This window comes from Moraxella sp. CTOTU47579 (assembly GCF_032004885.1).
Lineage (GTDB): Bacteria > Pseudomonadota > Gammaproteobacteria > Pseudomonadales > Moraxellaceae > Faucicola > Faucicola tetraodonis.
This window is the reverse complement of the sequence record NZ_DALZOJ010000018.1, coordinates 1-13392: the sequence shown is the minus strand read 5'-3', so window position 1 is coordinate 13392 and position 13392 is coordinate 1. Positions and strand designations below refer to the sequence as shown.

Below are 13392 nucleotides of genomic sequence, written 5' to 3'. Positions count from 1 at the left end.
GGATTAAATAGATTTATTTGTGATTTAGTTTAGGTTATTTCCAGGATTACGAGATAAATGTAAAAGGCCTTTTTTTACCAAGGATTTCGGTAAGTGATAATGAGGTAACTCATTTGCAAAATTAAGTAGCCCGCGAATACCGCAATGGCATTTAGCGGTTTTAACAGCAGAAAAATCAGTGCAAATCCAATAATGGTCAACACCCACTTTGCCATATGCGCTTGATAAAAACGATGAACAATTTGACGACGCTGCTGATAGCCCGATTTGCTCAAGGAAATTTTAGCAAAGATGATTTGGCTCACCCACCCTAACACACTACCGGCTAGCAAATTTTTACTCACGGTATACTGGCTATTGCCTTGCCAAACATCCAACGCAACACCGATAGCAACCAGCCCAAGTATCAGCCACGACTGCTTGTTGATAGATTGTTGGATAGACTGTGGGTCAAATGGCTTGGCAGGTTTTGACATAGCAAAATAACGGCTAGCTGATTATGGGCAGGAATGATAAAAGTAGTATAGCAGAATCTTGATTAAAAATTTGGCTAAAGGTTGTTTTATCTATGCTGATGTTAATCGCCAGTCATTATGAATAGTGTATTGTTAGACTTGTTATATTGACGGGTAGTTTTATAGCTGAATCGCTAATTTCTCAGACAAATTATGCGGTTTTCATGCTAAAGTAATTTGATAGTTATTGATGATTTTATTGATATGCCCCAACCTTCTATACAATCAGCTGGAAATTCTATTCAATCAGCCCATAGTCAATCAACCAATAGTTACGACGTAAATTGTCGCCACCTATCTATGTCTATGCCACAAATGACGCCTGAGCAGGTTGAAGCACAGATTGCTCAGATAAAACAAGATTGCCAAGCGCAAGGTTTACGTTTTACTGCGCTGCGAGAGCAAGTGTATCGTTTGATTTTACTTGCCGCGCAGCCCATTGGGGCGTATGAATTATTGGATTTACTGCAATCAGCGAGCGAAAAAGTCGTCGCACCGCCAACTGTATATCGTAGTTTGGAGTTTTTGCTCAGGCATGGCTTGGTTCACCAATTAAATTCCAGTAAGGCATTTTTTGCTTGCTCTCAGCCCACCGATCGCCATGTTGCCGCTTTTTTGGTCTGTCGATGCTGTGGCGAGGTACAAGAGTTTAGCCACCCATCTATCCAAACCATGCTAACTGAAGTTGATCAGTCGACCAATTTTGCCACTCAGTCAAGCATTATTGAGCTTTCAGGTGTTTGTCAGCGCTGCCAATAGTCACCTTTTTTTATTGAATGCTTAGAATGAGACTATGCCAACAATTATTTTGCTATTGTGTTTGTCAATTATGAGCATTTGTGATATAAAACATGCCTTATTTAATTAACCGTTGTTTGATAAAGTTATACTGCCACGATTACCGTCATTATTCTAAGGATAACTGAGTGACGTTACTGCCAAGTTCGATATCACAACACCACGCTGATTACTTTTCAATCATTGAATTAAGTGATCTGCATCTTTTTAATGACCCTAATAAGTTAATGAATGGCGTTAATACCACAGACACATTTGAGTCGGTATTATCCTTGGTCCGACAACAGCGCAATGATGTTGATTTATTGGTACTGACAGGGGATTTATGTCATGAACCCACCCCACAAAATTATGACCGTTTATTTGCAGCCTTAGACGACATCAATATTCCTTTTGTAGCTATCCCGGGCAATCATGATGTGACCCTAGAGCTGGATAATCATCTACCTTTTGCCCAGCGCCGTCATTTGCCAGTCAAAGCAGATACTCGCCTGCAAAAATGCTATAGTATTGCCACCGATTATTGGGACTTATTGTTATTAGACTCCTCTTGTGAGGGACACAGTCATGGCAAAATTGACGAGCAGACATTGCGGTGGCTGGCGCAACAGTTAGCGAACGCCAGTCGCCCTTGTGCAATTTTTTGTCATCATCCGATGGTCTTAATCGATTCAACATGGCTTGATAAATACACCTTAATCAATGCGGAACGTTTTTGGGAAGTCGTAATGCCGTATCTAGACCGCATTAAAGCTATATTTGTCGGTCATATTCACCAAGAAATGCATAAGATTAACTACGGGACATCGGTATTCGGCTGCCCATCGACCAGTCTACAGTTTAAGCCCTTGTGTAAAGACTATACCATTGACGAAATTGCGCCTGGTTTACGTTGGATAAATTTATATAACAATGGGTTACTTGCAACTGGTATCAAAAGAACAGATACTATCTGACTAATTTTTCATGGTTGTTGAACTTATGTTCATAAACTTAATGTCGTGAAAGTTTGGTTAGCTTGTTTATTAAGGTTTTAGCGTTTATTTTAGTTTGATTTCATATACTGGCGAATTGCAGTGTTTAAAGCGTTAATAACGCGATGTCATTGGCTTAAGTGCTGAACTCGTAATGAAATTGTAAACTTAAAATTGTATCACTATCGGTTTTTAAAGGAATTAGCTATGGCATCTGCCCAAAATGAACGTGAATTAAGCTTTACCCCATATCAGCCAGCGGCTGAAGAAGAATATATGAATGACGCACAACTTGCGCATTTTAGAAAAATTTTATTAGATTGGAAAGAGCAGTTAATTAGCGAAGCTGAATCAACCAAATCTTATATTCAAGATGAATCAACGGCAATGCCTGATATTAATGACCGCGCCACCCAAGAAGAAGAGTTTGCGTTGGCACTGCGCACGCGTGACCGTGAGCGTAAACTGATTCGCAAGATTGATAAATCGATTGCCGAGATTGACAGTGGCGATTACGGTTTTTGTGAGACTTGCGGTGTGGAGATTGGTGTGCGTCGTTTAGAAGCCCGTCCAACGGCAACCCAATGTATCGATTGCAAAACCTTATCAGAGATTAAAGAAAAACAAGCATGGGGTCATGCTTAATTTATCACCGTCTCCTGTTATTGGACGCTTTGCTCCCTCTCCGACGGGAGCTTTGCATTTGGGGTCACTGGTGACGGCTATTGCCAGTTACTGTATCGCCAAGCAAGCGCAAGGCAAGTGGCTGGTACGCATTGAAGATACTGATACTGAGCGCTGTCATCCAAGATTTAGCAATTTGATTTTAGCAGATTTGGAGCGATTAGGTTTGCACTGGGATGGTAACATTCGCTACCAGTCGCAACACCTAGACACATATCACGCGTTATTGGATGAGAAGCTAAAAGCTTTAAGTTATGGCTGTGATTGCAGTCGTAAATCCCTGCAAACTTATCAACTCGCCCATCCCAACACCCAATACACCTATCCTAGAATCTGTGTCCATAAGCGGCTATCACGCGATCATGCCATTCGCTTAGTGATGCCAGATAACCCAATGCTTTTTTTCGATCAGCTGCAAGGGGTGATTTCAGGCAATCCGCAACGAGAACAGGGTGATATTGTGGTCAGAAGGCGGCGTATTGGGCGGTCTTTCTCAAATACGCCAACCGCCAGCAAAGGCATGATTAATTATATGCTTGCGGTAGTAATTGATGACGCGCAACAGAGTGTCAATCAAATCGTGCGAGGTCTGGATATATTACCATTGACGATACCGCAAATGGTCATCGCGGATTATTTAAAATTTCCCCCTAACCAACACTACTATCACTTACCCATTTTGGTGAATGCACAAGGGCAAAAGCTGTCTAAACAAACGCTTGCAGAGCCGATTCAATTCTACCCCGCACCCCAACTTATTAAGACCGCACTGCAATTATTACAACAGCCACCGGTTGATATGGATAAACCAACCACCATGCTCGAGCAGGCGGTTTGCCAATGGAATCATACGCCGCTGCAAGGCAAACAGCGTATTAAAGTCGATAGCTTACAAAATCTTTTGGCAACCTGTTAATAATAACGACATTGATTGGCAGGAATCGTTGGGCTTTCTTTGATAATTCGCATCAACAATCCGACGATAATGAGATTAACCACCATAGAAGAACCCCCATAGCTAAAAAATGGCATAGTCAACCCTTTGGTAGGTAGCATGCCCATGGTCATGCCGGCGTTGACGAAAATTTGCCCAAAGAACAAAATACCAACCCCAAACGCAAAATAGCTTAAGCGTGTTTGGTGCCGTGCTAGCGCTTGGTAGCTAATGCGCATAACCGTAGTGACCAAAATAATTTGTAACACCAGTAAAAACGACACACCCACTAAGCCTAACTCTTCACCGGTAATCGCTAGTAAAAAGTCGGTATGCGCCTCCGGTAAATGGGAGAGTTTTTGGATACTTTCCCCATAGCCGACACCAAACCACTCACCGCGGGCAAAGGCTACAATACTGCGACCTAGCTGATAGTCACTATTTTTTAAGTCATCAAACGGATCTAAAAACGAGGTTACCCGTTTTAGTCGGTAACTTGCCCCCATAATCGCCATGGTGCCTGCCAAAAACATGGCGCCCATGATGATGAAAAACTGGCGCATGGGTAAGCCACCGACAAAAATCATCGCCGCAATACAGGTCGCAATAATCACCACCGAGCCGAAGTCAGGCTGCAACATGATAAATAAGATCAGCCCCATGGCTATCAGTGTTAGCCGCAAAAAGCCTTTCCAATGGTTGCGAATCTCTTCTGATCGGCGCACCAGATAATCTGAGGTGTACAAAATCATCAACAATTTTGCCAATTCAGAGGGCTGAAAGTTGATACCACCCAATTCAATCCAGCGTTTACTGCCGTTAATCACTGACCCACCGATTAGGGTATAAATAATCAGCAAAAGACAAGCCAGCAGCGCATACATAATAAAATCTAAGCGAAACGTCTTGCGAAGCGGGATAAAATATACCAGTAAACCAAGAACTGCACCGATTCCCATATACGCCAGTTGGTGATAAAAAAAGTAAAAATCACCCAGTTTTTTGGTTTGTGCAAAAGGTATTGATGCGGACGCCACCATCAACAGACTAAATACCATAATGGTTGCCACCGTGGTCAATAGCACCGAATTGATGGGCGGAATCCACTGCCGGCTTTTCTTAGTAGAAGCGATGTTAGCTGAGAGGGATGAAGAAAGTGACGAAGAAGTCGAATGGGGCGCGGGCATAACACAACCTAAATATTAAAAATACACTAGCGAATGATTATTGGGGTTTGACTAAGCGTTGAAAAACTTGTCCACGTTCCACATAGCCACTAAACTGATCAAAACTTGCACAAGCAGGTGATAGCAATAATACGCCTAAAGCGGGGAATGTTGGCTGGTCTTGCCAAGCTTGCTTGACCGCTTGTTCCAGGGTTTGGCATTTGGTTAACACAATCCCTGCAGGATTGTGAGCATCTAAACCGGCTGATGCCAAATCAGCCGCGATTTTATCGGCATCTTCACCGATAAAGTACACCACTTGCGCATAATCCATCAGGGGTTTTGCCAGTTCAGCAAAGTTTTGACCTTTACCTTGCCCACCCAAAATCACAGCGAGTTTTTTGCCTTTGGGTGCATATACTTTACCTAACCCCAAAATTGCCGCGATGGTCGAGCCAATGTTGGTGCCTTTGGAGTCGTCAAAACAATCAAGCTGATGGGTGGTCGTGATAAATTCACAGCGATGGGGCAGCCCGACAAAGTTTTTCAATGTCGTTAACATACTCTCTAACGGCAGACCTGCGAGCTCGCCAATTGCTAAGGCTGACAGCGCATTCATCAAGTTATGTTCGCCTTTGATCGGCACGTCTTTTTCATTGAGTAACCGCTCGCGACCCCGTGCTAGCCAGATTTCACCATCGCTATCTTTTATCAATCCGTACTGATTCATATCCGATGCATTACTACCAAAGCTAATGGTGGGCATATCATCGGCTACCAACGGGCGACTAAGCAAGTCCTCGCGGTTGACCACAATGGATTGCACGCCTTGGAATATTCGGTGTTTGGCTTGGTGATAGCCGAGCATATTGCCATGGCGATCTAGATGGTCAGGCGACATGTTAAGCACGGTGGCTACTTTAGCGGCCAAATTGGTGGTGGTCTGTAGTTGAAAGCTGGATAACTCAAGCACCGCCATCTGTATGGGCTCAAGTAGCAAATCAAGCGCGGGCGTTCCCAAGTTACCACCGACACCGACTTTTAACCCCGCATTTTTGACCATCTCGCCAACTAGGGTGGTGACGGTGCTTTTGGCATTAGAGCCGGTAATCGCAATAATCGGAATATCTCGCTGTTTAGCTACTTCATGGAACAATTGAATATCACTGACAATCGCGATTTTTTTCGCACGTGCGCCATCAAACACTGGCAAATAAGGGTCGATACCAGGACTGATAATAATGCGATCTGCCACTGCCAACAGCTCGCCATCTAATGCGCCAAACTTGGTCACTATATCGGTTGGCAAATGCTCGGCAAGTTTGGGCAGACCTGCATCGGTGACAGCTACGGGGTAGCCAAGCGCGTGTAAATAGTTGACTGCCGACAAGCCTGATTTGCCAAGTCCAACCACCACTTGTAATCCATTGCCACGTTGAATCATGCTCGATGCTGATTGCATGCTTTGGTTGGTTGAAGCAGCTGAAACGGCTGATTGAGTGGCTGAGATTTGGCTCACGAGAATTCCTTGTAACACTTAAACTTATAATACTTAAACTTGTAGCACTTAAATAAGGGTACCGCTAACTAAGGCAATAACAATACTTTCCGCATAAGCTAAAAACGTTTTCTATCATACCATTTTATGACAAAAAGTTTTGCGATTAAATGTGAGTTTTCATGTTTTGTGGGGGCCGCAATAAAAGACGATTTAAATGCTGCGATTTTTGCGATGAAGATATACTTTTTATCTGTATTACCCAACAAATTTAACGATTTTAGTCAGTAAAATGCACTTTTTTGGTGCAATTATTTTGTTTTTATCGCTAATTATTAAAATAATTCTAAAAATTATCTACAAAATCGTTAATGGCACCCAAATAACCTTTTTGGTGCAATAACTGATTTACATTAGAGGAATTTTTATTTTTTGGTTATAATAAAATTAAGCTTTCTGTGTGATGGTCGCATTGAAACCACAAAAAAGTTTTTGCTTTATTTTCAATACGTTGTATTTTTTACCCCCTTAAAAATAGGACATTTATGAAAGTTGGCATAGCTTTTGAATTATCGAAACTACCATTTTCAACACGCTATACGAATGCTGTTTATGGTTAACCGTTATTAAGCCACTGCAGCAGATAGTAACTAACCCAACCATAAGCGGCACTTAAAAGGAAATTATTATGAAATTAATTACGGCTATCTTAAAACCGTTCAAACTAGATGATGTACGTGAGTCACTCTCTGAGATTGGTGTGCAAGGTATCACTGTTACCGAAGTAAAAGGTTTTGGCCGTCAAAAAGGTCATACTGAATTGTATCGTGGCGCTGAGTATGTGGTTGATTTCTTACCGAAGGTTAAGTTAGAAATTGCAGTGACTGACGAAATGGTTGATGCAGCGATTGAAGCTATCACTCGCGTGGCTAGCACGGGCAAAATCGGTGATGGCAAAATCTTTGTATCACCATTAGAACAAGTGATTCGTATCCGTACTGGCGAAACGGGCGCTAATGCTATCTAACACTATCATGACTGTCGTTGCCGCAGCGCTTGTTAAATTTTAAAGTCGACCATCCTTTAAACATTAACGCAGACTTATCAAGCCGCTTAACGACTATCTCAAATAATTTTAAGGGGGTTACGATGAATGCCGTCATTACAAGGGCAGCTTTTGCCAAATTTTCACAGCCACTAGTATCTACTAAATCAATTTTATCATTATTGTTGTTATCTCCATTGGGGGCTCATGCTGCTGACACGCCTACGCTAAATGCAGGCGACACCGCTTGGGTATTAATTTCTACCGCATTAGTGCTCCTAATGACTATTCCAGGGTTGGCGTTGTTTTACTCAGGCATGGTACGCAAAAAGAATATTTTAGGGACGATGGCGCACAGTTATGGTGCCACAGCGTTAGTATCTATTGTTTGGATTGTGTTGGGTTATTCACTGGCGTTTGGTAGCAGCGATTTTAATCAATTTATTGGCGGTTTTGATAATGCATTATTAGCTAATATCGGGCTGGGTGATTTAACGGGTACCGTGCCCACCCTGTTATTTGTCACTTTTCAAATGACCTTTGCCATTATCACTGTGGCAATCTTAGCAGGCTCGATTGCTGAACGTATCAAATTTAGTAGCTTCATGGTGTTTACTGCGCTTTGGGTATTATTGGTGTATGCACCGATTTGCCACTGGGTTTGGGGCGGCGGCTGGTTAATGGCAGATGGTGCGCTAGACTTTGCAGGCGGTACGGTCGTGCACATTAATGCCGGTGTAGCAGGTATTGTGTTAGCGGCTGTTTTAGGTAAACGCAATGGCTATAACCGTGACCCAATGGCACCTTCAAACTTGGCTTTAACCTTAATTGGTACGGGTTTGATTTGGGTAGGTTGGTTTGGCTTCAATGGCGGTAGTGCGTTGGCGGCAAATGCATTGGCAGGTAATGCGCTACTCGTCACGCAAGTAGCGGCAGCGGCAGGGGCATTGACTTGGTTTGCCATTGAAAAATTAGTGCGTGGTAAAGCCTCTGTATTGGGCGGTGCATCAGGCGCAGTAGCAGGTCTAGTCGGTATCACCCCAGCGGCAGGTTTTGTGACTGTAGCAGGCGCATTAGCGATTGGTATCATCACCTCATTGGTTTGCTTTTATGCAGTCAACTATCTGAAACGGCTGTTAAAAATCGATGATAGCTTGGATGCGTTTGGATTGCATGGCGTTGGTGGTATCGTCGGCGCCATATTGACAGGTGTCTTTGTGAGTCCTGCTATCACTGGCAAACCACTGGCTTTATCGACTATGGGTCAAGTGTGGGTACAGTTAGAAGGCGTGTTTGCGGTTATCATCTACTGCGCGATTGTGACTTTCATTATTGCCAAAGTGATTCAATTAACCATGGGCTTACGTGTCACTGATGAAGATGAATACACCGGTCTTGATTTAGCCGTACATGGCGAACGTATTGAATAGACAAAGAATAGTAAACATAGGCTGATTCAATCAGCCTATTTTTTTATATAATTATACTAAAAGAATCTACAAAACTTGCGATTGGACAGATAAAAAAGCTAGATAGTGATATCTAGCTTTTTTGAGATTTCAAATCAGTAGCGATTATTTAATTTTTTTCCAAGTTTGGCTGCCTTTGACTGGAACAGATAAAGTCAAGGTTGAACCGCTTAATGAAATATCTGCACCTAACCCAAAGCCCCAACGTGGGTCTTTGGCTTTACCTGAATATTTGCCATTACCCGCTGCTTTAACGCCTGTTAACACAGTTTTACCAACAAAAGATTTTGCTTTTTCAGTATTGCCCGCAACGATTTTACCGGTGAAAGTAGCACCTGTTTGTGAGATTTGAACTTGCGCTTTTGGTTGATTGTCTTCATAAGTTTGCCAGGTACCCACGATTGGATCGGCAGCCATAGCAGCAACACTTAAAGTAGAAAGAGCAACACCAACGCTGATTGATTTAAGAGAAATTTTCATAACAGTTCCTTCTGTAGCGCACTGCAAAAAAGTAAGGGAAGTGAGATGCAGTGCCATTGACAATCATTATAGCCAAAATGGTTTTGAGGTAAAGATATTTTTTGATACACAAAAGTTGCTAATAGTTTTCTACATCCTTACAGGGTAAAATTATCCATTTTTTTAATTTTAAGTTACTGATTTTTAAGTAATTATTTTTTGAAAAAATCCCAAAAGCGTAAACTGACTAATCAGTCATTTGTGTATAATTACCATTTTTAGGATTTAAATAGGCTGATTATCCATTCAAAAATGGTCAAGACTAAATTAACTAAGACTAATAAAATTTGCTGGTTATCAGGTTCTGATTTTGGCGTGTTTTTGTTTTTTGTAGCGCTCGAATAGTCATCGATAGGCAGCGACATTGCCGTTTTTTGTACCTTCCCTGACAACCCTGGCATGGCATCCACGCCTATTCTTACCGCAAGTTCATCCAGACTAATGATTTCCACTCGCTGACTATCATCATTAGGGACAAAATACACCCCTGCTTGTTGTAGACTTGGAATATAAATCGCTTTATACAGATGACTAGGTACTAATATATTGTTATTAATTTTCTTAACCCGATTACTGATAAAAGCCACCCCTGTCACCACGTAGATACGGTTGTGTTTGATTGCTAGATAACGGGTACGGGACTCAATGTCTCGCCAAGTGCTACGATTATTAACAGGATTTTGCGGTACAATGTTGGCAAGGCTAAAACTGTCATATTGTGACTCAAGCGTACTCATATCTGCATTCGGCGCTAGATGCCCACGATCATAAGGTACGTTACGATAATCAGCTAAATAGCCTTTAACCCGATTAGGCAGCTGACTTTCCTCGTGAAAATTATCAACCCTAGCTAGTTCACTCGCTTTTTCAATACGCGCTCGCGTCAAATACTCCGCTGACCACAAAGCGGTTTTACTGAGTGACGAATAGCCCACAGCAAAGCCATTTAGACATAGATAATAAATCTCAAGTGGTTGATTCGAGAGTGGCTGCGGACTTTGTTGGTTAGCATAGGTATTGCCGCATTGATTGAGGTGCTGTTTGCGATAATCTAAAGCGGTGCTTGAATGTGCCCATAAGGGCAATAAGGATAAAGCTATCACTACTAGCATCTGTGACAGTGATTTGTGGGAAAAACGCTGATGACAACTCATACGCTATAACTTACCAACTCTAGCCATCGATGAAAATTGATTAATTATACATGACATTTGGCATTATTTTGGGTAAAATAGGCGTCCGTTTTGCGATTACCTATATTTTGGAATTGCAACTCGATTGGAAACGTGGCTGAGTGGTCGAAAGCGCACGCCTGGAAAGTGTGTATACGTTAATAGCGTATCGAGGGTTCGAATCCCTCCGTTTCCGCCAAATAAATAAAAAGCTAGCTTATTATTAAGCTAGCTTTTTTGTTGCGGGGTTGATGAGTTATGCTAAATCACGCACATTAGGCTCACGATCCCATTCACGCGATTTGGCCTTCTCAATAAAGGTATCTATTTCCTTTAAAGCCACCACACTGGCATCTTTCTCAATGTGCTGAGGAATTAGAATAAATTCATCCGTCGCACCGCAATAAGCAATCGCTTTTAGATGGGCGTGCGCGTCTTTAAACCACGCAATCGCTTCACTCACTTTGGCTAATTTTTTCGCTTGCTCTGGCATAATGATACTAACGATTGCATCAAACAAGACAGAAGGAGAACCCGCCAATTGACCGTCAGCAGCAATGGTTTCACCATTGTTTAACGTAATACTAATTTTTGGCGCTACTATAAAGGGTGTTGCCTTGGCTGCGGTAATCGCCGCTTTATATTTTTCAAGCATTTCTGCATTTGAATCATCTGCGACTAAAATAGCAACTTTACGACCTTCAAGCGTTGGTTTAGCTTTGCCAATCAACTGTAAAGCTGGCGATAATGGCAAATCTTGCACCGGAACAGCCGGCTCAATCGGTTTCGGCACTGGTTTCATCCCTAACCCATCGGCCACGCGTTTACCCAATGTTTCATCAACCGTTAACAACTGCGCAACCATGCGTTCACGGATATAGGGTGTCTCAACTTTTGAAAGCTCAAACACAATCGCTGAAGCAATGTGCGCCTGCTCAATGGGGGTTTGACTACGATAGAACATACGTGGTTGACTATAAAAGTCTGCGAAGCTTTCTGCACGGATACGACCTTTAACGGTATCATTGCCTTGGCTTAAATCCTCAGCAAATGATTTAAAGCCTACTGCGGGATTTTCACGTGGTTTTTCTGGTTCCAAACTTTGTGGTTCATAAGCGACCCGACCTTTAGGAATTTGCATCTGCATATGACCATCACGCTGCATATTATGGAATGGGCATTTTGGTGCATTAATTGGCAACTGCGCAAAATTTGGTGAACCTAAACGCGACAGCTGGGTATCAAGATAACTAAATAAACGACCTTGTAGTAAGGGGTCATTACTAAAGTCGATACCGGGTACGATGTTTGCTGGACAGAAAGCCACTTGCTCTGTCTCAGCAAAGAAGTTATCGGGATAACGGTTTAATACCATCTTACCAACTACTTTGAGTGGTACCAATTCTTCTGGAATAAGTTTAGTAGCATCTAGATGGTCAAAAGCGAATTCATCCGCTTTTTCTTGGGTGAACAACTGAACAGCAAAATCCCAAATAACCTCATCACCTTGTTGTAATGCTTCAAATAAGTCACGACGATGATAATCAGGGTCAGCACCTGCCACTTTCACCGCTTCATCCCAAACATGCGATTGCAGTTCAAGACGTGGACGCCAGTGAAAACGTACAAACGTGCTTTCACCTTGGGCATTAATAAAGCGATAACTATGAATACCGAAGCCTTCAATCGTACGCAAGCTGCGTGGAATGCCGCGATCGCTCATTGCCCACAAGTAATTGTGCAATGTTTCTGGGCTCAATGAAATAAAATCATAAAAAGTATCATGCGCTGAGGCAGCTTGTGGAAAACCACGATCCGGTTCCATCTTGACAGCATGCACTAAATCTGGGAATTTAATAGCATCTTGAATAAAGAATACTGGGGTATTATTACCTACTAAATCCCAGTTTCCCTCTTTAGTATAAATTTTGACGGCAAAACCGCGAATATCACGCGGTGTATCAATCGATCCCGCACCACCGGCTACCGTTGAAAAACGAGCAAATAATGGGATTTGCTTGCCCACCTCTGTTAATACCTTAGCTGTGGTAAATTGCTCTAATGATTTGGTTAATTCAAAATAACCATGGGCTGCCGTACCACGAGCATGTACAACACGCTCAGGAATACGTTCATGGTCAAAATGGGTAATTTTCTCACGTAAAATAAAATCTTCCAGCAATGCAGGACCCCGGCGACCTGCCTTTAGCGAATTCTGATTATCTGCAATAACAATACCTTGCTGCGTAGTCAAATTGGTTGAATTATTATCAGCCTGCTGATGAGTTTCACCAGCATTGCCTTGCTGAATATTCATATTTGGCTCTGGTTTAACGGGCTTTTGTGTCATTTTTTATCCTAGATATTTAATTATATTTGTAATTTTTTAGAAAACATCAAATGTTCGCCTAAGGTTAAAAAAGGATCGACATTGATGTAATTAGTATATAGGATTCAAAAATTTACAGTGTGAAAATGCGTAAAGCTATGTAACAAGTAGGTTATTAATGCAGCATATATAAAAAGAATAAAATTAACATCTTAATACTGCATGTTATTTTGACAAAAAAACACCCCCTTTAAACGAATAAAGAGGGTGATTTGGAATAGGGAGCTGA

At 42.1% G+C, this 13392-nt stretch carries 12 protein-coding genes and 1 tRNA gene; 7 read left to right on the top strand and 6 right to left on the bottom strand.

Annotation, left to right across the window (positions count from 1 at the left end; genetic code table 11):
• Positions 1-74 precede the first annotated feature (74 nt).
• Positions 75-476 (bottom strand): ATP synthase subunit I, encoded by a 402-nt coding sequence (locus RTP55_RS09775; protein WP_309596455.1) that lies wholly within the window; start codon positions 474-476, stop codon positions 75-77.
• Between the two features lie 339 nt (positions 477-815).
• On the opposite strand from RTP55_RS09775, the gene RTP55_RS09770 reads away from it, so the two are divergent.
• The 4 genes from RTP55_RS09770 to gluQRS all read left to right on the top strand — a co-directional run bounded on the left by RTP55_RS09770 (position 816) and on the right by gluQRS (position 3887).
• Positions 816-1274 (top strand): Fur family transcriptional regulator, encoded by a 459-nt coding sequence (locus tag RTP55_RS09770; protein ID WP_312385818.1) that lies wholly within the window; start codon positions 816-818, stop codon positions 1272-1274.
• A 167-nt stretch (positions 1275-1441) separates the two neighbouring features.
• Positions 1442-2269 carry a metallophosphoesterase gene (locus RTP55_RS09765; protein ID WP_312385817.1) on the top strand — a complete coding sequence of 276 codons (828 nt, stop codon included), beginning with the start codon at positions 1442-1444 and terminating at the stop codon, positions 2267-2269.
• 225 nt (positions 2270-2494) lie between these two features.
• Complete coding sequence (gene dksA, locus RTP55_RS09760; RefSeq protein WP_007115815.1) at positions 2495-2932, top strand: RNA polymerase-binding protein DksA; 438 nt, start codon at positions 2495-2497, stop codon at positions 2930-2932.
• Entirely contained in the window at positions 2925-3887 is a 963-nt protein-coding gene (gluQRS, locus tag RTP55_RS09755) for a tRNA glutamyl-Q(34) synthetase GluQRS (RefSeq protein ID WP_312385816.1), read from the top strand. Before dksA ends, gluQRS begins: the two co-directional genes overlap by 8 nt.
• On the opposite strand, the gene ftsW is transcribed toward gluQRS, so the two are convergent.
• Positions 3884-5092 carry a putative lipid II flippase FtsW gene (gene ftsW / locus RTP55_RS09750; protein WP_203171267.1) on the bottom strand — a complete coding sequence of 403 codons (1209 nt, stop codon included), beginning with the start codon at positions 5090-5092 and terminating at the stop codon, positions 3884-3886. The two genes, gluQRS and ftsW, sit on opposite strands and share 4 nt — an antisense overlap.
• A 37-nt stretch (positions 5093-5129) precedes the next feature.
• Entirely contained in the window at positions 5130-6515 is a 1386-nt protein-coding gene (gene murD / locus RTP55_RS09745) for a UDP-N-acetylmuramoyl-L-alanine--D-glutamate ligase (RefSeq protein WP_409418440.1), read from the bottom strand.
• 742 nt (positions 6516-7257) lie between these two features.
• Here murD and RTP55_RS09740 point away from each other — a divergent pair.
• Together RTP55_RS09740 and RTP55_RS09735 are read left to right on the top strand one after the other, a co-directional pair.
• On the top strand, positions 7258-7596 hold the full coding sequence (locus tag RTP55_RS09740) for a P-II family nitrogen regulator (protein ID WP_007115809.1): 339 nt from the start codon (positions 7258-7260) through the stop codon (positions 7594-7596).
• A gap of 122 nt (positions 7597-7718) precedes the next feature.
• Positions 7719-9044, top strand: a complete 1326-nt coding sequence (locus tag RTP55_RS09735; protein WP_409418439.1) for an ammonium transporter — start codon at positions 7719-7721, stop codon at positions 9042-9044.
• Positions 9045-9188: 144 nt separating this feature from the next.
• On the opposite strand, the gene RTP55_RS09730 is transcribed toward RTP55_RS09735, so the two are convergent.
• Positions 9189-9620, bottom strand: a complete 432-nt coding sequence (locus tag RTP55_RS09730) for a DUF2147 domain-containing protein (protein ID WP_253852211.1) — start codon at positions 9618-9620, stop codon at positions 9189-9191.
• 200 nt (positions 9621-9820) lie between these two features.
• Complete coding sequence (locus RTP55_RS09725) at positions 9821-10756, bottom strand: DNA/RNA non-specific endonuclease (protein ID WP_312385813.1); 936 nt, start codon at positions 10754-10756, stop codon at positions 9821-9823.
• 126 nt (positions 10757-10882) lie between these two features.
• Here RTP55_RS09725 and RTP55_RS09720 point away from each other — a divergent pair.
• A tRNA-Ser gene (locus tag RTP55_RS09720) sits at positions 10883-10973 on the top strand.
• Between the two features lie 57 nt (positions 10974-11030).
• Here RTP55_RS09720 and RTP55_RS09715 read toward each other — a convergent pair.
• Positions 11031-13124, bottom strand: a complete 2094-nt coding sequence (locus tag RTP55_RS09715; RefSeq protein ID WP_312385812.1) for a catalase — start codon at positions 13122-13124, stop codon at positions 11031-11033.
• Between the last annotated feature and the right edge of the window lie 268 nt (positions 13125-13392).

Coding starts and splice junctions, on each gene's coding strand:
- RTP55_RS09775 (WP_309596455.1), bottom strand. CDS start 476: ATGTCAAAACCTGCCAAGCCATTTGACCCACAGTCTATCCAACAATCT.
- RTP55_RS09770 (WP_312385818.1), top strand. CDS start 816: ATGTCTATGCCACAAATGACGCCTGAGCAGGTTGAAGCACAGATTGCT.
- dksA (WP_007115815.1), top strand. CDS start 2,495: ATGGCATCTGCCCAAAATGAACGTGAATTAAGCTTTACCCCATATCAG.
- gluQRS (WP_312385816.1), top strand. CDS start 2,925: ATGCTTAATTTATCACCGTCTCCTGTTATTGGACGCTTTGCTCCCTCT.
- ftsW (WP_203171267.1), bottom strand. CDS start 5,092: ATGCCCGCGCCCCATTCGACTTCTTCGTCACTTTCTTCATCCCTCTCA.
- murD (WP_409418440.1), bottom strand. CDS start 6,515: ATGATTCAACGTGGCAATGGATTACAAGTGGTGGTTGGACTTGGCAAA.
- RTP55_RS09740 (WP_007115809.1), top strand. CDS start 7,258: ATGAAATTAATTACGGCTATCTTAAAACCGTTCAAACTAGATGATGTA.
- RTP55_RS09735 (WP_409418439.1), top strand. CDS start 7,719: ATGAATGCCGTCATTACAAGGGCAGCTTTTGCCAAATTTTCACAGCCA.
- RTP55_RS09730 (WP_253852211.1), bottom strand. CDS start 9,620: ATGGCACTGCATCTCACTTCCCTTACTTTTTTGCAGTGCGCTACAGAA.
- RTP55_RS09725 (WP_312385813.1), bottom strand. CDS start 10,756: ATGAGTTGTCATCAGCGTTTTTCCCACAAATCACTGTCACAGATGCTA.
- RTP55_RS09715 (WP_312385812.1), bottom strand. CDS start 13,124: ATGACACAAAAGCCCGTTAAACCAGAGCCAAATATGAATATTCAGCAA.